Genomic DNA, 22,385 nt, shown 5'->3' with positions numbered 1-22,385 from the left:
CTCACGAGAATGTGATGTCGGTGCGGCGCGGCCCCCCGCTGACTCGTGGATACTGTGCGAGGGTTCAGGGTTCGGCCGTCTGCCGATGGACGAGAACCCACTGGCGGACACCGGACCGGGAACGACAGCGGGCGTGCGAGGCCGGAGAGGGCAACCGCGCGCTGCGCGTCTGGGGGACTTTCACGATGGACCCGACCAATCGGGGACCGGAAGAGTACGGCCACGGCAACGACCGTTCCGGTGACGACGGCGGGCGGCGACGGCAGTCCCGCGACCCGCTGACGCCCGACTTCGGGCACCAGACACCACAGCAGACCCGCATGGTGCAGCTGATATCGGGCGACTTCCTCCTCACCGTCAATCCGGTCGACGGCAGCGAGATCGAGCCCTGTCGGCCGGGGGAGCAGCCCGACCCGCCCGTACGGCGCACCGCCGCCCAGCGGGTGGAGCGGGAGCGCGCCGCCGCGCCGCCCGTCCCTCCGGGGCCGCCCGCTCCGCAGATGCCTCTCCTGGAGCGCCAGGAGGAGCGTGAGCGACTGGTGCGGCTGCTTGCCCGGGGGCGCTCGGTGTGCCTCACCGGGCCGGCCGGGAGCGGCCGCACGGCCCTTCTGGACGCCGTCGCCGGCGACTGCGCGGATCTGGCCCCGGACGGGGTCGTACGGCTCTCCGGATACAAGAGGACCGCCCCCGAACTGCTCTACGGGCTGTTCGAGGCCGTCTATCGCGCTCCGCTGCACCGCCCCGACCGCGAAGGGCTCCTGGCGCTCGTCCACGGCATCGGCGCCGTCGTCGTCGTGGACGACCTGGAGCTCGGCGGCGCCGCGCTCCAGGAGCTGCTCGACGCCACCCCGGAGTGCGCGTTCCTCTTCGCCACGACCCCCGAGGTGTCAGCGCCCGCGGCCGATGCGAACCTCGAAGAGGTCTTCCTCACCGGTCTCGGCCGCAGTACCTCGATCGAGCTCATGGAACACGTCGTGGAGCGCGCGCTCACCGACGAGGAGGCCAACTGGGCGGGAGACCTCTGGTTCGAGTCCGAAGGGCTGCCGCTGCGCTTCGTCCAGGCCGGCGCCCTGCTGCGCCAGCGCGACGACCTGCGCACCGGCAAGGACGTGTTCGACGGTGACGACGGTGCGGCCGACGCGACGGCCTTCGGCCGGACCGAGCCGGCCGACCTCCCGCTGCCCAGCCTCGGCGAGGGTGCGGCGCCCGCCGCCCTGCTCGCGTCCCGGCTGAGCGAGGCGGCCCGCGAGACCCTGCGCTTCGCCGTCGCGCTCGGCGGTGAGGTGCCCCACCAGGCGCATCTGCCGGCCCTGGTGGGGGACACCCACGCCGACGCGGCGCTCGGCGAGCTGGCTCTCGTCGGCTTGCTCTCCCCCGCCGGACCCCGCTTCCGCCTGGCTGCCGGAGTCCGGACTCAGCTGGAGGCGAGCGGCTACGGCGAGGGTGCGGAGGCACACGCCCGCAGCGCCGCCCAGCACTATGCCTGGTGGACAGGACATCCCTCCGTCACCCCGGAACGCGCGGCCGCCGAGGCCGACGCCCTCCTCGCCTCGATGACCCGCCTCGTCCCCGCCGACGCGCCCGGACAGGCCAGCGTGGCCGTCCTGCTGGCCCGCAGCGCCGCGCCCGCCTTCGCGGCGGGGATGCAGTGGGGCGCTTGGGAGAAGGCCCTCAGGGCCGGCCAGGAGGCCGCACGGATCGCCGGCGAGGTGGCGGAAGAGGCGTACTTCCACCATGAGTTGGGTGTCCTCGCGCTCTGCACCGGTCATCTGGACCGGGCGAGGGCCGAACTGGAGGCGTCCATCGGCATGCGCGGGGCGCTCGCCGACAAGCCCGGTGCGGTGGCCGGCCGCCGGGCTCTCGCCCTCGTCGCGGACCGCTCCGGCGAACCGGTGCTCAGCACCCCCGCGGGCGAGGCGGTGCCGGCCCCGCGTCACGACGAGCCGGCCTCACTCCCCGCCGGCATGCCGGCGACCAAGCCTCTTTTCCCCCGGCAGACGGCCGAGACGTCCGCGCCCCTGCTCACCCGGCAGAGCCCCTCGCCCGCCGGCGGGCCGATGGGGGTGTTCCGGGGGGCCCGGCGCAACCTGGTCGCGGTGGGCGCGGGCGCGCTGCTGGCAGCCGTGCTGGGCACGGTGGTGACTCTGGGCGCCACCTCAGGAGGTGAGGACCCGGAGGAGAAGACCGTCACGACCGAACAGTCGGCGAACGAGGACGACAGCGAGAACGGCCTCTCCGTGGACGAGCCGACCGACGATCCGGCCACCGACGAGGGCACGGCCGGTGGCGGCTCCGAATCCCCCGCCCCGTCGGGCACGGCCACGCCGTCCGCGAGCGGCACCCCGTCCCCGGACACCTCGAGCCCCGGCACGAGCCCGGGGACGGGCACCCCGTCGAGCAGCAGCCCCAGTAGTGACGACCCGCCGGCCGAGGGCAGCCCCTCGCCGACGCAGACGACGAAACCGCCGGCCACCGAGCCCACCGAGTCCGAACCCCCGACCGAGTCGCCGACCGACCCGCCCACCACGGAGCCGGCCCCGACGGAGACCTCGACGGAGCCGGAAACCTCCAACTCGGCGAGCGGCCCGGCCGAGACCGTCACCGCGTCGACGACGGAGAACGGTCCCGCCTCGCCGGCCATGGCCTGAACGCGAAATCGCCGTACGGCCCCGGAAAGCGGGCCCGTACGGCGATCGGTGGGTCAAGGCCTCTCGTCGGGATCAGGACCGGCCCGAACGAAAGGCCCTGCAGCCGGCGCGTCAGAACAGCCGCAGCTTGTCGTCCTCGATGCCGCGCATCGCGTCGTAGTCGAGGACCAGGCACCCGATCCCACGGTCCGTCGCCAGCACCCGGGCCTGCGGCTTGATCTCCTGCGCGGCGAACACGCCCCGCACCGGCGCCAGATGCGGATCACGATTGAGCAGTTCCAGATAGCGGGTCAGCTGCTCCACGCCGTCGATGTCACCCCGCCGCTTCAGCTCCACGGCCACCGTCGCGCCGTCCGCGTCCCGGCACAGGATGTCGACCGGGCCGATCGCGGTCGGGTACTCACGGCGGATCAGGGTGTAACCCGCACCGATCGTCTCGATGCGGTCGGCCAGCAGCTCCTGGAGATGCGCCTCCACGCCGTCCTTGATGAGCCCCGGGTCGACACCCAGCTCATGGGACGAGTCGTGAAGGATGTGCTCCATGGTGATGATCAATTTCTCGCCCGCTTTGTTCACCACGGTCCAGACGCCCTCGTTCTCGTCGGCGCCCTCCTTCAGGGTGCACGGCGGGGACATCCAGTTGAGAGGTTTGTACGCCCGGTCGTCGGCGTGGATCGAGACGCTGCCGTCCGCCTTCACCAGGATCAGACGGGGGGCGGAGGGCAGGTGGGCGGTGAGCCGGCCCGCGTAATCGACGGAGCAACGGGCGATGACGAGACGCATGGTCGGCAACGCTACTCGACGACCACGGGTCCACGCGATTCCCGGACCCGGCCGCCGTAGGCCCCTTGACGTGTACCGGACGGACGCCGATCGGGCTTGCCCCTCTTTGCGACCGTTCGTTATTGGCCGGTTGTGTTCCCAATCTCCTGGTGCGGCCCGGACTGCGCGCTTACCGTGGAAGCAGGAGGTCGCCGTCTGTGTACGCAGCGTCGCCATCCTGTCTTGCCCGTAAGGCCCCGGCCACCTGTCGGGGTCGCGAGAGGAGAACCCATGTCGCTCGACGTCTCACCGGCGCTGTTGGAACAGGCCGAGCGAGGCGAGGTCGACGAAGCCGACTTCGTCGACTGCGTCCGGACCTCCCTGCCCTACGCATGGGAGATGATCAGCTCGCTGGTGGCCCAGCTGAAGGTCGACGGTGGAGAATTCGCCGACAACCAGACGCCCCCGCCGGACGAGCAGGCTCGTGGTCAGCTGCTGCGTGCGCTCGCAAGTGATGCGATACGCGGCGCGCTCCAGCGGCACTTCGGAGTGCGCCTGGCATTCCAGAACTGCCACCGCGTCGCAGTGTTCCCGCTGGACGCCTCGGTCGACGAGCGGCTGGTCCGATTCACCTCTGTGAGAGGGCAGTTGCTCAACCAGTCGCCCGGACTACGGGACTGCTGAACGCTTCTGCTGCCGCTTCGGGCCGCGGGAGGCGCAACTGGCTCCGGGGCGGCAGCTCCCGCACCACCAGGACACCAGGGCCGGCCGGACCACCAGCGTGAACGGATCACTCCAGCAACGGCAGCACTTCTGTGCCCAGCCGCTGCACATTCGTCTCCGTCGCCGCGAGATCACCCGACCCCTCCACCATGAGGGCGAAGCGGGTGATGCCCGTGCGCTCCGCCGTGGCCGCCAGCCGGTCGGCGGCGAGACGGGGCGGGCCCACCGGATGCAGGCCGCAGAGGAACTCCGTGTACGCAACGGGGTCGCGCATCACCCGGTGCCGGCCGTCGACCGTCACATGGGCGTCGAGCCCTTGACGCAGCCAGCCCGGCATCGCCTTCACGAGCGTCTCCACGGCGTCTGCGGGGTTGTCGGCGATCTGGGCCACCCCCGCGGACACATGTGCTACCCGCTCCGCGACCTCCGCGGGCTGACCGGCCACCCGGGCGGCCGATCGCCACAGGGCGGCCATGTCGGCCTTCTCCTCGTCGTCGCAATGCATCCCGAGGAGCATCGGCAAACCCTTTTCAGCAGCGAGTTTCACGCTTTTCGGCGACGTACAGGCGACGATCACCTCGGGGCCCGGCGGGCCGTCGCCCAAGAGCTCGTCGGCCCGGGGCACCACGGCCACCTCGCGGAAGCCGTACCGCTCCCCGCTCCCCGCCACCCGGGGTTCGTCCAGCCAGTCGAGCAGCAGCTCCAGCGCCTCGGGGAAGCCCCTCTCGTACGCCTCCAGCCCGCCGCCGAACACCTCCAGGTCGACCCACGGGCCGCCGCGCCCCACCCCCAGGGAGAAGCGCCCTCCACTGGTCAGATGCAGCAGCGCGGCCTGCTCGCCGAGCATGACCGGGTGCTGGTTGGGCAGCACGCTCACCGCCGTGCCCACGCGGATCCTGCGGGTGCGCCCGAGCAGCAGGGCGGCCAGGGTCGTGGCGGACGGGCACACCCCGTACGGCACGAAGTGATGTTCTGCCAGCCAGACGGAGTCGAGCCCCGACTCCTCCGCGACTTCCGCGGACCGGACGGCGCGGTGCAGGGCCTCGCCCTGCCCCTGGCCCGGGAACTGGGCCGCCAGTACGAATGTTCCTACGCGCATCGCCTCTTGCCTCCTTACGGCCGACGCGGTCCCCCACTGGCAACAACGCCTGACACGTGCCAAAGGCACGGTTCGGAGCGAAGTTGTTGCGATTTTCCGGTTACCCACCCACCCCGCCGCTGCTTACGCGGCACTTCCGGCAGGGGCCCGCAGCCGATGCCTCTAGGCTGGACGGAACAATCTGCCCGAACCGTCGCCCCGTGAGGTGTCCCGTGTCCCCGCGCCGCAACCGCCCCCGAGGCGGCGAGAGCCCTACCGGCAACGCACGAGAGGCGGGGGAGCGGTACGGCGGCGGCGGCGCCACGGTGAGCTGGCAGGGCGAGGAGTGGTCGGTGCGCCCGGTGAGCGGCGCGAGCGCGGAGGGCAAGCGCTACCGCTGCCCCGGCTGCGACCAGGAGATCCCGTCCGGGGTCCCGCACCTCGTGGCCTGGCCCGGATTCGGCGGGATCGACGACCGCAGGCACTGGCACAAAGCCTGTTGGAACGCGAAGGACCGCCGCACCACACGGGTGCAGCGGTCCAGGAACGCTCCGCGCTACTGAGTCAGACGTCCCGCCGGTCCAGTGCCGCGAAGGCGCCGGCCATGGCCACCGCGGTCACGCCGACGATGATCCACAGCGGATCCCAGCCGCTCGGCCCCGTCGAGGTCATGGACGTGTTGTACAGCGTGGCGAGCTGATTGGGGATCGAGTACTGGAAGAGTGCCTCCTGCACACCGGCCAGCGTCGGCGAGAACATGAACATCGCCAGCACGAGCGGGAGCAGCACCACCGCGATCATGATCGTGATGGCACCCGCCGAGTGCCGGATGATCGCGCCGAGCGCGAGTGAGAGCAGCCCGAGCGTGGCGACGTAGAGGCCGACTCCGACCGTGGAGCGCACCCACAAGCCGGTGTCGGGTGTGGCGCCGTCCAGCATGGCCGTCTGCAGGACTCCGACGGTCCCGGTGGTCACCGTGGTGATCGTGAAGGCCAGCAGGAAGAAGACCACCGACTTCGCGATCACCATCCGCGCCCGGCTCGGGCACGCGGTCAGCGTCGTACGGATCATCCCGGTGCCGTACTCGGACGCGATGGTCAGCACGCCGAGCGTGATCACACAGATCGATCCGAGCAGTACCCCGAAGAAGCCCAGACTGAGCACGGGGGTGTCGTCCATGGGGGCGTCGGACACGTTCACGACGAGCGCGGTGAGCAGCCCGACGCCGACCAGCAGCACGATCATCACGCCGAGCGTCCACATCGTGGAGCGCACGGAGCGGATCTTCGTCCACTCGGAGGCGATCGCGTCACCGAGGCCGGGAGTGCGCACGGGAATCGGCGAGGCGTACAGGCCGGGAGGGGCGTCCCAGCCCTGCTGCGGCTGTTGGGGAGCCTGGTGAGCGTGTGGGGGCGGCGGGGCCGGCATCGTCATCGGGAGTCCTCGGTGGTCTTGGGCCCGGTCGCGTCCGCGGTGGCCGCGGTGGCCGCGGGAACATGTGCCGGTGTGCCGGCGTACGGGTTCTGTCCCGGGGGCGGCGGTGCGTACCAGCCCTGCTGCGGGACTTCCGGCATACTCCGGGGCGCGTGATCGGGCTGTCCGTAGCCGGGCGGCGGCAGTTGGAGCCCTTCCTTGGAGTCCGCCGTCGAGCGGTAGTCCACGGCGCCCTGCGTCATCCGCATGTACGCCTCCTCCAGCGACGCCTGGTGCGGGGAGAGCTCCCACAGCCGGACGTCCGACGCGTGGGCCAGATCACTGATCCGGGGGAGCGGCAGCCCGGTGACGCGCAGCGCCCCGTCCGGCTCCGTCATGACTCGGCCGCCCCCTTCCGTCAGCGAGGCCGTCAGCTTCTCCCGCTCCTCCGGCCGGTCGTCGGGGACCCGCACCCGCGCGAAGTCCGCGGAGTTGGCGGAGATGAAGTCCTTGATGCTCATGTCGGAGAGCAGCTGCCCGCGGCCGATCACGATCAGGTGATCGGCGGTGAGTGCCATCTCGCTCATCAAGTGGCTGGAGACGAAGACGGTGCGGCCTTCGGAGGCCAGCTGCTTCATCAGATTGCGGACCCAGAGGATGCCCTCGGGGTCGAGCCCGTTGACCGGCTCGTCGAAGAGCAGCACCTGCGGGTCGCCGAGCAGCGCCGCCGCGATCCCGAGCCGCTGGCCCATGCCGAGGGAGAAGCCCTTGGACCGCTTCTTCGCGACGTCCTGCAGACCGACGACGCCGAGGACCTCGTCCACCCGGACCGCCGGGATACCCGCCAGCTGGGCCAGGCACAGCAGGTGGTTACGAGCGCTGCGCCCGCCGTGCACGGCCTTGGCGTCGAGCAGGGCCCCCACCTGGCGCGGGGCGTTGGGGAGGCTGCGGAAGGCGTGGCCGCCGATCGTCACCTGTCCGGACGTCGGCCGGTCCAGGCCGAGGATCATGCGCATGGTGGTGGACTTACCCGATCCGTTGGGACCGAGGAACCCCGTGACGGCACCGGGCCGTACCTGGAAGGAAAGGTTGTGCACGGCCGTCTTCGCGCCGTAGCGCTTGGTCAGGCCGACTGCCTCGATCATTCTCCAGCCCCATCGACTTATCTGTCGTCGGGGCCCAGGCCTGCGGCCGCACGCCCCCGTAAGAGTTAGGAGGATAACCAGCCGTGGGTGGTTCCGGCCAAGCCGTTCCGTGGAGCGGCGGTGCTCCGGGCGCCTCTAGGCGTCCCGCTTCTTCATCACGAGGTAGCCGCCGATCAGTGCAGCCACCACCCACAGCGCCATGATCCCGAGCCCGGTCCATGGCCCGTACGGCGCCGGGTCGCTGTTCATGGCGTCCGGAACCACCTGCATGATCTCGGAGCCGGCCTGGTCGGGGAAGTACCGGGCCACGCTCTTGGCGCCGGGAACCGCGGAGAGGATCTGCGAGACGAGGAAGAAGAACGGCATCAGGATGCCCAGCGACAGCATGGAGCTGCGCAGCATCGTGGCCACGCCCATCGAGAAGATCGCGATCAGGCCCATGTAGACGCCGCCGCCGAACACCGCGCGCAGCACGTTCTCCGCGCCGATGTCGGTGCCCCGGTCGCCGAGCAGGGCCTGGCTGAGGAAGAAGGTCACGAAGCTGGTGGCGAGGCCGACCACCAGGGCCAGGACGCCCGCGACCGCGATCTTGCTGAAAAGGAAGGAACCGCGCTGCGGCACGGCGGCCAGCGAGGTGCGGATCATGCCGGAGCTGTACTCGGTGCCCACCACCAGGACTCCGAAGACGACCATCGCCAACTGCCCCAGGACCATGCCGGAGAAGCTCACGAACGTCGGGTCGAAGGTGGCCCGCTCGGCGGCGGAGAGATCGTCGAACTGGCTGTTCATCAGGGCGCTCAGAGCGGCGCCGATGGCGACGGTGACGAGGAACGCGGAGATCAGGGTCCAGGTGGTCGACGAGACCGTACGGATCTTGGTCCACTCGGCGTTCAGGACCGCGGGTACCGATGCCATCGCCGTCACACCTTCTTCGTACGGTCGCCGGCCGTGCCGCCGGGCTGCTGCTGGTTCCACTGGTCGCCCCAGTGCGGGCCCACCGGCGGTGGCGGGGCACCGTCGCGTTCGGAGTGGGCGTGGTACTCAACGGAGCCCGCGGTCATCTGCATGAAGGCCTCCTCCAGGGAGGCCCGCTGGGCGCTCAGCTCGTGCAGCACGATCCCGTGCCGGCCGGCGAGCTCACCGAGCCGCTCCGGGGCCTCGCCGTCGATCTCCAGCGTGCCGTTGCCCGACTCCACCGCGACGACGCCTTCCGTGTGCAGCAGGTCGCGCAGGCGTTCCTGCTCCGGAGAGCGCATCCGCACGAAACTGCGGGAGTTCTCGCGGATGAAGTCGGCCATCGAGGTGTCGGCGAGCAGCTTGCCCTGCCCGATGACGATCAGATGATCGGCTGTCAGGGCCATCTCACTCATCAGGTGCGAGGAGACGAAGATCGTCCGGCCTTCCGCCGCGAGGGCCTTCATCAGATTCCTGATCCAGTGGATCCCTTCGGGGTCCAGGCCGTTGACGGGTTCGTCGAACATCAGGATCTCGGGGTCGCCGAGCAGTGCGGCCGCGATGCCCAGCCGCTGGCCCATACCGAGGGAGAAGCCCTTGGGCTTCTTCTTCGCCACCGCGCTCAGGCCGACCGTGTCCAGCACATGGGAGACCCGGCTCGCCGGGATGCGGTTGCTCTGGGCGAGGCACAGCAGGTTGTTGTACGCGCTGCGCCCGCCGTGCATCGACTTGGCGTCCAGCAGCGCCCCGATGTGCTTGAGCGGCTCCTGGAGATCGCGGTAGGGGCGGCCGTCGATCCGCACCGTTCCGCTGGTCGGGTTGTCGAGGTCGAGCATCATCCGCATGGTCGTGGACTTGCCCGCACCGTTCGGGCCGAGGAAGCCGGTCACCATTCCCGGCCTGACCCGGCATGACAGATGGTCGACGGCAACCTTGTTACCGAATCGTTTGGTGAGGCCGTCGAGCTCGATCATGCGTTCACGCTAGAACGCCCGCGCGCCCGGCGCCACCACAAGGGCGGGACCGGGCGCGCAAAGGGGTACAGCTGCTGTACGTGCCCTCGGTATCAGCGGGTCTGCTGGACGGGGACCCCGCGGGTGGTGGACTCGTCCTCCGCCGGGGAGCCGGCGGCGGCGACCGCGGCACCCGTGAGCGTCGCCAGCATCTCGCGGACGTTGGTCAGCTGGGCGTTGATCGAGTCGCGGCGGTTGGTGAGCGCCGCGAGCTCGCGCTCCGATTCGCTGCGGATCCGGTCGGCCTTGGCGTTCGCGTCCGCCACGATGTCCTCGGCCTGACGCTGAGCCGTCTCCACCGTCTGACGGGCCCGGCGCTCGGCGTCCGTGCGGAGCTTCTCCGCCTCCAGACGGAGCTGCTCGGCGCGGTGCTCGATCTCGGCCAGACGCTTCTCGGCCTTCGCCTGACGGGACGCGAGGTCGCGCTCGGACTGCTCGCGGCGCTTGGCGAGGTTCGTCTCGAAGTCCGCGGCGGCCTGGGCGGCCTTGGCGCGGGTCTCCTCGAAGAGGGCGTCCGCCTCCTCGCGCTTCTGCTGGGCGTCCTTCTGGGCGTCGGTGCGCAGCGTGCTCGCTTCGCCCTTGGCCTTCTCGACGATACGAACGCCCTCGTCCTCGGCCTTCGCCTTGCGATCCGCGGCGAACGTCTCCGCGTCGTTGCGCACCTGCTGGGCGGCCGACTCGGCCAGCTCGCGGTGCTGCTCGGCCGCGCGGCGGGCCTCCTCACGCAGGTCCTTGGCCTCCTCCTCGGCGAGGCGGAGGATCTTCTCCACGCGGGCACCGAGACCGGCGTACGACGGCTCGGCGTCGTTGACCTGGGCCTGGGCGTTCTGCGTCTCGAGGTGGAGTTCCTCGATGCGCTTTTCCAGAGAGGTGATACGGGCGAGAGCGCTGTCACGGTCGGCGACGAGTTTGGTAATGCGGTCGTCCACCTGACCGCGGTCGTATCCACGTCGCACGAGCTCGAAGCCGAAGGGGGAGGAAGGGTCGCTCATGGGGTTCCTGTCGAATGAGACCGGTGAGGTGTTAGAGGGAATCCTAGGGGCCTGGGCGGCGTGTCAATGTGAAGATGCCGCTTTGGTATGGAGAATGACAGTCCTTTTGAGTGGCTGACCCCCGGAGCGCTTGTGACCGGAAGGGTTGAATGTGCATGGCAAAGTCCGTGAGCCGCTACCCGCCCGACGTCTTGCCCCCCGAACGGTTGCCCGCCGCCGCGCCGGCCTTCACCGCGGCAACGCCGCCCGCCCCCTTGCCCGGTCCACCCGGAGCCTCGAAGGACTCCAGCGCCTCGAGGACATCCTGGACACGGGAGATCTCCGTGTTGATGTCCTCGCGTCTGCGGACCAGCAGATCCAGCTCCCGACGGCCCTCGTCGACCGTCTGCTTCGCCTCGGCCTCGGCGTCGGCGCGCAGCTTCTCGGCCACCCGGGTCAGCTCGGCCTTCTTGGCCTCGGCCTCCTTGAGGAGCGACTCGGCGCGCTTCACGGCGGCGATACGGACCTTGCTCGCCTCCGAATTCGCATCCGAAAGCAGCTCCTTGGCCTTGGCCTCGGCCTCCGCCCGCTGCTCCGTCGCCGCCTTCATCAGCTTGTCGACGCGCTCGCCCGCCGTCTTCATCTGCTCGGAGGTCTCGCGCCGCGCGCGCTCGTGCAGCTCCTCGACCTCGCTCTCGATGCGGACTCTGAGCTCCTCGGCCCGCTCGCGGGTCGCGGTGGCGTCCCGGCGGGCGCCGACGAGCAGCTCATCCGCGTCCGCACGGGCCCGCTCCACCAGGGAGTTGCCCTCGACCGTCGCCTCCGAGGTGATCCGCACGGCCTCGTTGCGGGCGGCGCCGACCATCCTGTCGGCCTGCTCCTCGGCCTCGGTGGCGGCGCGCAGCGCCTCCTCCTGGGCCTTGTTGACGAGCTGGTCGGCCTGTTCGGCGGCGTCGGCACGGCGCTTCGCCGCGGCCTCGCGCGCCTCGTCCAGGAGCCGGTCGGCCTCCTGACGGGCCTCCGCGCGCAGTTGCTCCGCCGCGGACTCGGCGTCGGTGCGCAGCCGCTCCGACTCCTCGCGGGTACGGGCGGCGTGCTCCTGGGCCGAACCCACGGTCTGGGCCGCCTCCGCGCGCAGCCGCTCCGCCTCGTCGGTCGCCTCTCCGATGAAGCGTTCCGACTGCTCGGCGGCCTCGGTGCGGATGCGCTCGCTCTCGCTCGTCGCCTCGGCCATGAGCCGGTCGGCCTGCGCCGCCGCCTCGGAACGGATCCGGTTGGCGTCCTCACGGGCCTCGCCGCGGGCGCGCGAGGCGTCCTGCTCCGCCGACGCGAGGGCGTCGGACGCCTCCGTACGAACCCGTTGGCTGTACACCGAGGTGTCCGAGCGCAGCTTCTCCGACTCGGCGATGGCATCGGAGACGGTCCGCTCGGCCAGGGCCTTCGCGGCCTCCGACTCCTCGTGCGCGACCTGACGGACGCGGTTGGCGTCCTCGGCGGCCCGCTCGCGCTCGGCGTAGGCGTCGGACCTGAGCCGGTCGGCCTCCTCCTGCGCCTCGGTCCTGGTCCGCTCCGCCGCGTGCTCGGCGGCGGAGCGCAGCCCGGTGAGCTCCTCCTCGGCCTGCTCCTGCAGCCCGGCTACGGACTCCCGCACCTGCTGGGCGGTCTGCTCGGCGGCGGAGACCAGCTCGGCCGCCCGGCTCTCCGCCTCCTCGACCAGCCGCTGGGCCTCGGCCTGGGCCTCCTCGACCCGCTTGCGGGCGGACGCCAGGAGCTCCTCGCTCTGCTCGCGGGCGCGCTCGCGCTCCTGATCCGCCTCGGCGCGCGCGGAGCCGAGTGTCTCCTCGGCGGCGCGGCGGCGGCGGTTGGCCTCCTCCTGAGCGGCGGCCAGGGCCTCGGCGGCCTCCGTGCCGACCCGCTCGGCGGCGGCCGCTGCCTCGGAACGCACCCGGTCGGCGCTCTCCTGCGCCTCGGTCTTCAGCCGCTCCGCCTCGGCGGCGGCCTCGCTACGCAGCCGTACGGCGACGGACTCGCCCTCGGCACGGGACCGCGCGGCGTCGGCGGCGGCCTCGGTACGCAGGCGCTCGGCCTCCGTCGTGGCCTGCTCCTGGAGCGTACGAATCCGCTCGGCGGCCTCCGCGCGCAGCCGCTCGGACTCCTCGCTCGTCTCGCGGCGGATCCGCTCCGCCTCCGTACGCGCCTCGCCCAGCGCCTCTTCCGCCGCTGCCACCCGGGACTCGGCCTCGGTGTGCAGCCGGGACAGCTCCTCGGCCGCCTCGGCCTTGCGGGCCTCGACCCCGCGCTCGGTCTCCTCGCGCAGCGCCTCGGCCGCCGTCTCCGCCGCGGCGGTCAGGGCGGTCGCCTGTTCCTCGGCCTCGGCGCGCAGCTTCTCCGCCTCGGCGCGGCTGCGCTCCAGCGCTTCCTCGGCCTGCTTGCGCAGGGTGGCGGCACGCTCGGCCGCCTCGGTCCTGACACGCTCGCTGTCGGTGCCCGCGGAAGTCCGCAGCTCCTCGGCGTCGGCCTTGGCCTTGGTGAGCAGCTCCTCGGCGGTGCGGGCACCCTCCTCGAGCTGCTGGACGGCCTCGCGGCGGGCCTCGCCACGGATGCGCTCGCCCTCGGCGACCGCCTCGGAGCGGAGCTGCTCGGCCTCGCCGCGGAGCCGGCGGGCCTCCTCCTGCAGCTCGACGGTCTTGGCCCGGTACTCCTTGGTGTCGTCCTTGGCCGCGCCCTTGAGCTGGTCGGCCTGCTCGGCGGCCTCGCCGCGCAGCCGGTCCGCCTCGGCCTCGGCCTCGCGGCGGATCCGGTCGGCCTCCTCACCGGCGGCCCTGGTGGTGGACCTGGCGTCGTCGGAGGCCTTGGTCAGGACCTCCTCGGCACTCCGGGCCGCCTTCGCGAGCTGGGCCGCGGCGTCCTCGGCGGCCAGGGTGCGGGCCTTCTCGGAGGCCTCGGCGACCACCCGCTCGGCCTCGGCCCGGGCGTCGACGAGGGCCTGCTCGGCCTCTTCCTTGAGCGTCTCGGCCTGCTTCGTGGCCTCGCCGACCAGCCGTGCGATCTCGGACCTGGCCGTACGGGTGCGCTGCTCGTTCTGCGACTCGGCCCCGGCCAGCCGCTTGACCGCGGCGTCCTTCGCCTCGGAGAGGACCTTCTCGGCCTCCAGCCGGGCCTCGCGCAGCCGGGTCTCGGCCTCCTGCACGCGCTGCTCGGCCGCGCGGTTCAGCTCCGCGGTCTGCTGCCGGGTCTGCTCGGTCTCCGCGGTGGCCGTCGCGCGCAGCCGCTCGGCGTGACCGGTGGCCTCCTGGGCCTGGGTCGAGGCGGCCTCCAGCAGCCGCTCGGCGTCCCGGCGGGCCCGCAGGAGGGTCGACTCGGCATCGGCACGCGCCGACTCGGTCTCGGAGTTGAGGCGCCGACGGGTCTCGTCGGCGAGCCGGGCGGCCTCGGCGCGGGCGGTGGCCAGCGACTGCTCGGCCTCCGTACGCGACTCGTCCAGGAGCCGGCGGGCCTGGGACTCGGTCCTGGCCCGCAGCTGCTCGGCCCAGGCGACGTTCTCGTTGACGTGGGACTCGACGGTCTGCCGGCGTTCCGCCAGCTCCTGGTCGAGCCGCTGACGCCGCTGCACCGCCTCGGCGTGCAACTCCGCCTGGAGACGGGCCTGATGCTCCGCGTGCTCCTGCAGGATCCGCTGCGTCTGCGCCCTTGCCTCACGCAGTTCGCGCTCGGCGTCCGTACGCAGCTGTTCGGCCTGGATCTGGGCGTTACGGAGCATCTGTTCGGCCTGGTAGCCGATGTCCGCGCTGTCGTGTGCGGGACGGGTCGCCAGATTGCGCCGTGCCTCGTGCAGCTTGGCGCGCAAGACCTCGACCTGGTAACCGAGGTCCTCGGCGTGCTGGACGGCCTTCTCCCGGTCGGTCTTCAGCCGGTCCATCTCGGCTTCGAACCGCGAGAGATGGTCGTCGTCAGCTCGGTGGCTCTGCTGGCTCTCGTAGCCCCGCACTGCGCGGTCCCATCCTTCCCCGAGCTCTCAACTTCTTCCCCGAGCTCTCAACTTCGTTCGAGCAGGGAATGCCCCACTGAGCAGGGGGAGACCCCAACCCTGGTCGCAATTCTCCGTACGAGTACCGCTCACCGACGAGCGGTCCCCCGGGGAATGGTGACAGATCAACGGCGGGGACGCGGCACGGCCCCGACCCGGCCCCGGCCCGGAGCGGCCCACTCTACCGGGCCGGGTATCGGTCGGGTCAGTGCTCTGTCGCCGAGGTGACCAGTTCGGTCAGCACGCCGTGGCAGTCCTTGGGGTGCAGGAAGGTGATCCGGGAGCCCATCGACCCGGTCCTGGGCTCGTCGTACAGCACCCGGACGCCCTTCCCGCGGATGTCCGCGGCGTCCTGGTCGACGTCCGCGGTCCCGAACGCGATGTGGTGCACGCCCTCACCGTTCTTCGCCAGCCACTTGCCGACGGCCGAATCCTCACGGGTCGGTTCGAGCAGCTGGAGGTAGGAAGCACCGCCGTCAGAAGTGTCGTTGATCTTCAGCATGGCCTCCCGGACACCCTGCTCCTCGTTGATCTCCGAGTGGTACACCTCGAAGCCGTAGGTCGCGCGATAGAACTCCACCGTCTTGTCGAGGTCGAAACAGGCGATTCCGATGTGGTCGATACGCGTCAGCATGGAACCAGTGCAGCGCCCCGGGGTTGGTTACGCAACGTGCGCGCGATCACACCGACAGCCGGATGACGGGCGCAGTACCGCTCAGTACATTCAGGTAAACCCTCGTTCACAACCAATCCAAGGGGCTGCGCCTCATGTCTGGAACGACCGGAACCACCTCAGTGATCGTCGCGGGCGCGCGGACGCCCATGGGCCGGCTCCTCGGCTCGCTGAAGAGCTTCTCCGGCGCCGACCTGGGAGGCGTGGCCATCAAGGCGGCGCTGGACCGGGCCGGTATCGGCGGCGACCAGGTCGAGTACGTGATCATGGGCCAGGTGCTCCAGGCCGGGGCAGGGCAGATCCCGGCACGCCAGGCGGCGGTCAAGGCCGGAATCCCGATGAACGTCCCCGCGCTCACCGTCAACAAGGTGTGTCTGTCGGGGCTCGACGCGATCGCGCTCGCGGACCAGCTGATCCGCGCCGGCGAGTTCGACGTCGTGGTGGCCGGCGGCCAGGAGTCCATGACCAACGCCCCGCACCTGCTGCCGAAGTCCCGTGAGGGATACAAGTACGGTGCGATCGAGATGCTCGACTCCATGGCGTACGACGGCCTGACCGACGCCTACGAGAACATTCCGATGGGCGAGTCCACCGAGAAGCACAACACCCGACTGGGCCTGGGCCGCGCCGACCAGGACGAGATCGGCGCCCAGTCGCATCAGCGCGCCGCCGCCGCCCAGAAGAACGGCGTCTTCGAGGCCGAGATCACACCGGTCGAGATCCCGCAGCGCAAGGGCGAGCCGGTCCTCTTCGCCAAGGACGAGGGCATCCGCCCCGAGACGACCGCCGAGTCCCTCGGGAAGCTGCGCCCCGCCTTCACCAAGGACGGCACGATCACCGCGGGCACCTCCTCGCAGATCTCCGACGGAGCCGCCGCCGTCGTCGTCATGAGCAAGGCCAGGGCCGAGGAGCTCGGCCTGGACTGGATCGCCGAGATCGGCGCACACGGCAATGTGGCGGGCCCGGACAACTCGCTCCAGTCGCAGCCTTCCAACGCCATCCGGCACGCCCTGAAGAAGGAGGGCATCGGGGTCGAGGACCTCGACCTCATCGAGATCAACGAGGCCTTCGCGGCCGTGGCGGTCCAGTCGATGAAGGACCTCGGCGTCACGTCCGACAAGGTCAACGTCAACGGCGGCGCGATCGCGCTCGGCCACCCCATCGGCATGTCCGGCGCCCGTGTGGTGCTGCACCTCGCGCTGGAGCTGAAGCGGCGCGGCGGCGGCACCGGGGCGGCGGCGCTGTGCGGCGGCGGTGGTCAGGGCGACGCGTTGATCATCCGCGTACCGGGCAAGTAGCCGGTACGAGCGAACGAGGAGGCCGAGCGTGAAGGTGGACGTCCCCACCCTGGTGGAGCAGGCACGTGAGGGCAGGCCACGTGCGGTGGCCCGGCTCATCTCGCTGGTGGAGGGCGCCTCGCCGCAGCTGCGCGAGGTGATGGCCGCCCTGGCACCCCTCGCGGGCCGTGCCTACGTCGTCGGCCTGACCGGATCGCCGGGTGTCGGCAAGTCCACCTCCACCTCGGCGCTGGTCTCCGCCTACCGGAAGGCCGGCAAACGGGTCGCGGTCCTGGCAGTCGACCCGTCGTCGCCGTTCTCAGGGGGCGCGCTCCTCGGGGACCGGGTGCGGATGTCGGAGCACGCCTCCGACCCGGGCGTCTACATCCGCTCGATGGCCACCCGCGGTCATCTGGGCGGCCTCGCGTGGTCGGCACCGCAGGCGATCCGGGTGCTGGACGCGGCGGGCTGCGACGTGATCCTCGTGGAGACCGTGGGGGTCGGCCAGTCGGAGGTGGAGATCGCCTCCCAGGCCGACACCTCGGTCGTCCTCCTCGCCCCCGGCATGGGCGACGGCATCCAGGCGGCGAAGGCCGGAATCCTTGAGATCGGCGATGTCTACGTGGTCAACAAGGCCGACCGGGACGGTGCGGACGCCACCGCCCGCGAGCTCAACCACATGCTGGGCCTCGGGGAGTCCCGAGGGCCCGGCGACTGGCGGCCGCCGATCGTGAAGACGGTCGCCGCCCGGGGCGAGGGCATCGACGAGGTAGTCGAGGCCCTGGAGAAGCACCGGGCCTGGATGGAGGAGCACGACATCCTGGCCGAGCGGCGTACGGCGCGTGCGGCCCGCGAGGTCGAGACGATCGCCGTCACCGCGCTCCGTGAGCGGATCGCCGATCTGCACGGCGACCGCCGGCTGGACGCCCTCGCGGAACGGATCGTGGCCGGCGGCCTCGACCCGTACGCGGCGGCGGACGAGCTGGTCGCGGGGCTCACCGGCGGGAACTGACGGCCCCCGGGCGGCGTGCGGGCCGCCCGGGAGCCGCCCCCGCCGCGTTCCGAGGGACAGTGCTCCCCGCCTGACGGGGCGTGAAAAGATGCCGCGCACGGGACGCGTGCGGTGCGCGTTCCGGTCATGTACCTCGGGGGGACGCATGCTGGAGCCGTTGCGCGAGGACTCACCGAGACGTATCGGGCCGTACGCCGTTCTGGCCAGGCTCGGCGCGGGCGGCATGGGCGAGGTCTTCCTGGGGCTGCGGGACGGCTCCGGATCCGACGAGGTCCCCGTCGCCGTGAAGACGGTCCGCCGTGATGTCGCCCAGGACCCCTCTTTCCGGCAGCGCTTTTGCCGGGAGATCGCCGTCGCCCGCTCGGTCACCGGCCCGGCCCTGGCCCCGCTCCTGGACGGTGACGCCGAGGCGGACGTGCCGTGGCTGGCCACCGGCTATGTCGCGGGCCCGAACCTGTCGGCCGCGATACGCCGGTCGGGCGCGCTGGACGAGGAAGAGGTCCGGATGCTCGGGGCGGACCTCGCCCGAGCCCTGGAGACCGTACACGCGGCGGGTGTGGTGCACCGGGACCTGAAGCCGGGCAACGTCCTGCTCGCCGCCGACGGGCCGCGCCTGATCGACTTCGGGATCGCCCGCGGCGCGGGTGCCACCCCGCTCACGACGACCAGCCGCATGATCGGCAGCCCCGCCTTCATGTCCCCGGAGCACGTGGCGGGCAGCGGACGCGTCGTGCCCGCCTCCGACGTCTTCTGCCTCGCGTCCCTCCTGTGTTTCGCCGCCACCGGCCGTGACCCCTTCGGCGACGGTCCGGTCGCCGCGGTGCTGTACCGGGTCAAGTACGTCGAGGCCGACCTCGACGGAGTGCCCGGCGCACTGCGCGCCGTGCTCCAGGACTGCCTGGTGGCCGACCCTTCCGCCCGCCCGGCCCCCGGCGAACTCGCCGCACGGCTCGCGCCGGAGGCGTCCGTGCGGTGGCCCGGACCGGTCGCGGCGCACATCGCCGAGTACGAGCGGGAGCTGGTCTCCGTACAGGCGCTGGGCGGGCCGCTGCTGCCCGGGTACACACCGACCGAGGCGGCCACGGGCAGCCGGACGCCGGTGGACCGACTTCCCACCCAGGGACCCGGGGTGCCGCCCACGGCCGCTCCGGTCCGTCCCGCCCGCCGCCGGCGCCTCCTCGGCACGGCCGTCGCCGTCGCGGTCCTCGCCGGGGCGGCCACGTGGGGTCTGCCGGCCCTGCGAGGCGGGGGCGCCGAGGGCGTGAAGACTCCCGCGCAGGCAGGCCCGGTCGGCTGGAAGGCGTGGCACGCCACCTTCGACGGCACCCCGCTCGGCTGCGCGGCGGGCCAGGACGTCATGGTCTGCCGTATGGCGGACGGATCGTACGAGGCGCTCTCGGCAGCCGACGGCAAGCGACTCTGGGAGTTCGCCGCGGGCGAGGAACCGGGCGACGCGGAGGCCCGTTACAGCCCGTCCGGGGCGTTCTTCATGCCCAGTGGCTCCACCCGTCCCACAGTCCACGAGGACTCGGTGTACTTCGCCACCGGTGACCATCTCCTCGCAGTCGACGCCAGGACGGGAACGTCCCGATGGGAAGCCGCGGCCGGGGCGGCCCACATGCCGGGGAGTTCGCCCCGGGTCGCGGACGGGATGGTGTTCGCGGCCACGGGGGCTCTGCCCGCCGGGTCCGGGATCGCGGCGTTCGACGTCCGCGACGGGACGGAGAAATGGAACAGGCCACTCGCAGGCGACGATCTGGCCCAGGTCCAGAGAGGTGACTTCTGGCCGTTGGGCGCCCGCGACGGGGTGCTCTACGCCAACAGCGAGGAGGGGCTGCACGCCTTCCGCACCGAGGACGGCGAGGAGGAGTCCGCCGGATGCCCACGAGAGACACCGGCCGACTTCGCGGTCCACTGCCCGCAGGCTCAGGACGGTACGGACGAGGAGGACCCGCCGCCCGGAGTCGGCGAGGACGCGGTAGCGGTGGCGGAGACCGACAGCCTGACCGTGTTCAGGACGGGCATGGACACCGCGGCCGAGCCCGTCGAGGACGACGAGGAGTCCGAGTTCGTCGTCGTACGGAGTGACGACGGCACGGTGCTGAAGCGCTTCAGCCTCGGCAAGGACGCAGAAGCCCGCGAGAAGAACCCCGTCTCCGCTCCCGCCCTCGTCGACGGCACCCTCGTCTGGGCTGACACCGACGCGCTCCGGAGCGTCGCGCTGGGCGGGGGCACCCCGGGGCCCCTGCGCCGCACCCCGATCGAGGACGTACCCGTCCCCGCGATCGAGGAGCCGTACGACCCTGACATCGGCGTCTCGCTGGGCAAGGAGAACCGGCCGCCCGAGATCTTCCCGGTCGGCGGGATCGTCCACATCGTCTACCGGCACGGCGTCGCCGTGTCACTCGCGCTGCCCGGAGGAGAGGCCTCCTCGTGATCGAGCCCCTGACTCCCGGCAGCCGCACCCGTATCGGCCCCTACCGGCTCCTGGGGCGCCTCGGCGCGGGCGGCATGGGCGAGGTGTACCTGGCGCGGGCGGACACCGCCCCGGCCGCCGGCGCCGGACCGCTCGCCGGGCTCGTCGCGCTCAAGACCGTGCTCGCTGGGCTCGACCTCGACGACGGCTTCCGTATCCGCTTCCGCCGGGAGATCGCGGCGGCCGGTGCCGTGCGCAGCCCTCACTCCGCGGCACTCGTCGCCGGGGACGCGTCGGGCGGGACGCCCTGGCTCGCCACGGAGTACGTCCCGGGCCCCTCGCTCGCCGAGGCGGTCTCCCGCACCGGGCCGCTGCCCGAGGACGTGGTCCGGGCCGTCGGTTCGCGGCTGGCCCTGGCGCTCGCCGACATGCACGCCGTACGGGTGCTGCACCGTGACCTCAAGCCGGGCAACGTCCTGCTGGGCGCCGACGGACCCAAGGTGATCGACTTCGGGATCGCCCAGGCCTTCGAGGCCACCCAGCTCACCCGGACCGGTGTGGTGGTCGGCAGCCCCGGCTACATCTCGCCCGAACACGTCAACGGCTCGACGGCGCTGGTCCCGGCGTCCGACGTGTTCTGCCTGGGCGCGGTGCTGGCGTTCGCGGCGTGCGGACGCGGCCCGTTCGACGATCCGGACATGGCGGCGGTGATCTTCCGGATCGCGCACGGCGAACCGGAACTCGACCGCGTACCAGCGGGGTTGCGCGCGGTGATCGAGTGCTGCCTCGCCGCCCGCCCCGAGGACCGGCCGACCCCGCACGAGCTTGCCGGGCTGCTCGCTCCGGGTGGCGTCCCGGAGCCCTTCCCGTGGCACGGCGCGGTACGGGGGCTGGGCGCTGCGCACGCCGAACTGGCCCTGAGGTGCGCCGAGTCGGCGCCGGTGGCTCCGCCACCACCGCCGGCCGCCGCCCCCACGCCGCCGCCTCCCGTACGTACCCGGCGGCGCCGTCCCGTCGTGGGCATGGTCGCGCTCGCGGTGGTCTGCGCGGTGCTCGGCGCGGTGTTCCTGCCGGGGCTGCTCGACGGTGACGACGGCGCCGGCGATCCGGCCGCCGCCCGGCCGGGTGGACCGGCATCCTCGGCGGCCGCCCCGGCCGGGCCCACGGTCGTGTCCGGGGCGGACGCCGCCCGCACGGACGACTTCGGGGCACGCGGCGCGGACCTGGCCGTGCGGCCGACCGGCTGGAAGCCCTGGACGACCGACGAGGGTGTGGGTGAGCACGGCTGCTTACTGTCGGCCGGGACCCTGGTCTGCTCCGGCCGGCGGGGCGTCACCGCGCTGGACGCGGCGAAGGGCACCGAACGCTGGAACGTCCCGGAGAGGCCCGGGTCCGAGGCCGGCACGGACGGCCGCTCGGTCGTCACGGCCGTGGACGGCACGGTGTACGCCTTCGTGCCGGGCGCCCTCGTCGGGTTGCGCCTGACCGACGGCGAGGAGGTGTGGCGGCGCGCCTTGCCGGACGGTCAGCTGGGTACAGGAGCGGTGTACTCGGACGGAGTGATCTTCCACGTCTCCTGGAACGAGGGCGGCTCGGCCGGCCGTCTGACCGCCCAGCAGATCACCGGTGAGGAGAAGCCGGAGATGTGGGCCGTCGAGTACGCCGAGTCCGACTCGACCCTCCTGGCCGGGGACGGCCGGGTGGTGGCCGTGGGGAGCGACATCCAGATCTTCGACGCCCGGTCGGGCGAGCGGCTGCGGGGAGTCGGCAAGGAGGACACGGAGTGCGCCCATCCCCTGCTCAAGGGCGGCGATCTGATCTGCGTCGCCCGGGACGGCCTCACGGTGACGGACACCTCCGCCCCCGCCGGCCGCCGCACCCTGGCCGAGGGGATGGCGGGCGCGATGAAGCCGGCCGTCACGGCGGACGGCACGGTGGTGGTCTCGGCGCCCGGCGAGGTCCGGGCGTTCCGTCTCCGTGACGGCGAGGAACTCTGGTACCACGTCGACACCCTGCTCGACGAGAAGGCGGGGAACGTCTCGATCGTGGGCGACCGGGCGTTCGTCCACGCGGACATCACGGTGAGCGCCTACGAAATGGACGGCAGCGGCGAGAACCCTCCCGGCGCGGGCAAGCTCTTCGACCTGCCCATCGGCGGTACGCCGCCCTCCCTGATCGCATACGGTGACGCCCTGTTCCTCTCCTCACCTGACGACGGCAGGGTCCTGTCCGGCTTCGCACCCTAAGGCGGAGCCGGACGGGACCGCCGGGCC

The 22,385-nt window shown here is 72.0% G+C and carries 16 protein-coding genes; 7 read left to right on the top strand and 9 right to left on the bottom strand.

Translation table 11 applies throughout. The features are described from left to right. Window positions 1–185 precede the first annotated feature (185 nt). Window positions 186–2,648, top strand: a complete 2,463-nt coding sequence (locus ACWD04_RS00630; RefSeq protein WP_451126618.1) for an ATP-binding protein — start codon at window positions 186–188, stop codon at window positions 2,646–2,648. 111 nt (window positions 2,649–2,759) lie between these two features. On the opposite strand, the gene nucS is transcribed toward ACWD04_RS00630, so the two are convergent. After that, the gene (gene nucS, locus ACWD04_RS00625; protein WP_451126616.1) at window positions 2,760–3,431 is read right to left on the bottom strand and encodes an endonuclease NucS; all 672 of its coding nucleotides are present in this window, start codon (window positions 3,429–3,431) and stop codon (window positions 2,760–2,762) included. 270 nt (window positions 3,432–3,701) lie between these two features. On the opposite strand from nucS, the gene ACWD04_RS00620 reads away from it, so the two are divergent. Further along, a complete protein-coding gene (locus ACWD04_RS00620; RefSeq protein WP_451126614.1) occupies window positions 3,702–4,094 on the top strand; it encodes an SCO5389 family protein in 393 nt (130 codons plus the stop codon). Between the two features lie 106 nt (window positions 4,095–4,200). Here ACWD04_RS00620 and ACWD04_RS00615 read toward each other — a convergent pair whose 3' ends face one another. Beyond that, on the bottom strand, window positions 4,201–5,232 hold the full coding sequence (locus tag ACWD04_RS00615) for an LLM class flavin-dependent oxidoreductase (protein WP_451126612.1): 1,032 nt from the start codon (window positions 5,230–5,232) through the stop codon (window positions 4,201–4,203). A gap of 212 nt (window positions 5,233–5,444) precedes the next feature. Here ACWD04_RS00615 and ACWD04_RS00610 point away from each other — a divergent pair, with 212 nt between their 5' ends. Then, on the top strand, window positions 5,445–5,774 hold the full coding sequence (locus ACWD04_RS00610) for an ATP/GTP-binding protein (protein ID WP_451126610.1): 330 nt from the start codon (window positions 5,445–5,447) through the stop codon (window positions 5,772–5,774). A gap of 1 nt (window position 5,775) precedes the next feature. Here the strand turns inward: ACWD04_RS00610 and ACWD04_RS00605 are convergent, their stop codons facing one another. From ACWD04_RS00605 to mce, 7 genes are all read right to left on the bottom strand, one after another. Then, on the bottom strand, window positions 5,776–6,645 hold the full coding sequence (locus ACWD04_RS00605) for an ABC transporter permease subunit (RefSeq protein ID WP_451126608.1): 870 nt from the start codon (window positions 6,643–6,645) through the stop codon (window positions 5,776–5,778). Beyond that, window positions 6,642–7,769, bottom strand: a complete 1,128-nt coding sequence (locus tag ACWD04_RS00600) for an ATP-binding cassette domain-containing protein (protein ID WP_451126606.1) — start codon at window positions 7,767–7,769, stop codon at window positions 6,642–6,644. The genes ACWD04_RS00605 and ACWD04_RS00600 overlap by 4 nt, the downstream gene beginning before the upstream one ends. 135 nt (window positions 7,770–7,904) lie before the next feature. Beyond that, a complete protein-coding gene (locus tag ACWD04_RS00595; RefSeq protein WP_451126604.1) occupies window positions 7,905–8,684 on the bottom strand; it encodes an ABC transporter permease subunit in 780 nt (259 codons plus the stop codon). A 5-nt stretch (window positions 8,685–8,689) separates the two neighbouring features. Further along, complete coding sequence (locus ACWD04_RS00590) at window positions 8,690–9,697, bottom strand: ABC transporter ATP-binding protein (RefSeq protein ID WP_451126602.1); 1,008 nt, start codon at window positions 9,695–9,697, stop codon at window positions 8,690–8,692. 92 nt (window positions 9,698–9,789) lie between these two features. Further along, window positions 9,790–10,728, bottom strand: a complete 939-nt coding sequence (locus ACWD04_RS00585; protein ID WP_451126600.1) for a cellulose-binding protein — start codon at window positions 10,726–10,728, stop codon at window positions 9,790–9,792. A gap of 175 nt (window positions 10,729–10,903) precedes the next feature. Continuing rightward, window positions 10,904–14,695 (bottom strand): polarized growth protein Scy, encoded by a 3,792-nt coding sequence (gene scy / locus ACWD04_RS00580; RefSeq protein ID WP_451126598.1) that lies wholly within the window; start codon window positions 14,693–14,695, stop codon window positions 10,904–10,906. 244 nt (window positions 14,696–14,939) lie between these two features. Continuing rightward, complete coding sequence (gene mce, locus ACWD04_RS00575) at window positions 14,940–15,368, bottom strand: methylmalonyl-CoA epimerase (RefSeq protein WP_451126596.1); 429 nt, start codon at window positions 15,366–15,368, stop codon at window positions 14,940–14,942. Between the two features lie 134 nt (window positions 15,369–15,502). Here mce and ACWD04_RS00570 point away from each other — a divergent pair, with 134 nt between their 5' ends. The 4 genes from ACWD04_RS00570 (at window position 15,503) to ACWD04_RS00555 (ending at window position 22,358) form a co-directional block, all read left to right on the top strand. Next, the gene (locus ACWD04_RS00570) at window positions 15,503–16,705 is read left to right on the top strand and encodes an acetyl-CoA C-acetyltransferase (protein WP_451126594.1); all 1,203 of its coding nucleotides are present in this window, start codon (window positions 15,503–15,505) and stop codon (window positions 16,703–16,705) included. A 28-nt stretch (window positions 16,706–16,733) separates the two neighbouring features. Then, window positions 16,734–17,696, top strand: coding sequence for a methylmalonyl Co-A mutase-associated GTPase MeaB (meaB, locus tag ACWD04_RS00565; RefSeq protein ID WP_451126592.1), 963 nt, complete (start codon window positions 16,734–16,736; stop codon window positions 17,694–17,696). Window positions 17,697–17,841: 145 nt separating this feature from the next. After that, window positions 17,842–20,133 (top strand): protein kinase domain-containing protein, encoded by a 2,292-nt coding sequence (locus ACWD04_RS00560; protein WP_451126590.1) that lies wholly within the window; start codon window positions 17,842–17,844, stop codon window positions 20,131–20,133. Continuing rightward, on the top strand, window positions 20,130–22,358 hold the full coding sequence (locus ACWD04_RS00555) for a serine/threonine-protein kinase (RefSeq protein WP_451126588.1): 2,229 nt from the start codon (window positions 20,130–20,132) through the stop codon (window positions 22,356–22,358). The genes ACWD04_RS00560 and ACWD04_RS00555 overlap by 4 nt, the downstream gene beginning before the upstream one ends. Window positions 22,359–22,385 lie beyond the last annotated feature (27 nt).

It is taken from the genome of Streptomyces sp. NPDC002911 (genome assembly GCF_053591835.1).
The sequence above is the reverse complement of the archived record's forward strand: the minus strand, read 5'-3'. Positions and strand labels throughout refer to the sequence as shown.

Excerpts from the sequence above, each read along its gene's own strand:
- nucS (WP_451126616.1), bottom strand. The coding sequence starts at position 3,431 with ATGCGTCTCGTCATCGCCCGTTGCTCCGTCGATTACGCGGGCCGGCTC.
- ACWD04_RS00620 (WP_451126614.1), top strand. The coding sequence starts at position 3,702 with ATGTCGCTCGACGTCTCACCGGCGCTGTTGGAACAGGCCGAGCGAGGC.
- ACWD04_RS00595 (WP_451126604.1), bottom strand. The coding sequence starts at position 8,684 with ATGGCATCGGTACCCGCGGTCCTGAACGCCGAGTGGACCAAGATCCGT.
- ACWD04_RS00615 (WP_451126612.1), bottom strand. The coding sequence starts at position 5,232 with ATGCGCGTAGGAACATTCGTACTGGCGGCCCAGTTCCCGGGCCAGGGG.
- ACWD04_RS00570 (WP_451126594.1), top strand. The coding sequence starts at position 15,503 with ATGTCTGGAACGACCGGAACCACCTCAGTGATCGTCGCGGGCGCGCGG.
- ACWD04_RS00590 (WP_451126602.1), bottom strand. The coding sequence starts at position 9,697 with ATGATCGAGCTCGACGGCCTCACCAAACGATTCGGTAACAAGGTTGCC.
- ACWD04_RS00605 (WP_451126608.1), bottom strand. The coding sequence starts at position 6,645 with ATGACGATGCCGGCCCCGCCGCCCCCACACGCTCACCAGGCTCCCCAA.
- ACWD04_RS00600 (WP_451126606.1), bottom strand. The coding sequence starts at position 7,769 with ATGATCGAGGCAGTCGGCCTGACCAAGCGCTACGGCGCGAAGACGGCC.
- ACWD04_RS00585 (WP_451126600.1), bottom strand. The coding sequence starts at position 10,728 with ATGAGCGACCCTTCCTCCCCCTTCGGCTTCGAGCTCGTGCGACGTGGA.
- ACWD04_RS00630 (WP_451126618.1), top strand. The coding sequence starts at position 186 with ATGGACCCGACCAATCGGGGACCGGAAGAGTACGGCCACGGCAACGAC.
- mce (WP_451126596.1), bottom strand. The coding sequence starts at position 15,368 with ATGCTGACGCGTATCGACCACATCGGAATCGCCTGTTTCGACCTCGAC.
- ACWD04_RS00560 (WP_451126590.1), top strand. The coding sequence starts at position 17,842 with ATGCTGGAGCCGTTGCGCGAGGACTCACCGAGACGTATCGGGCCGTAC.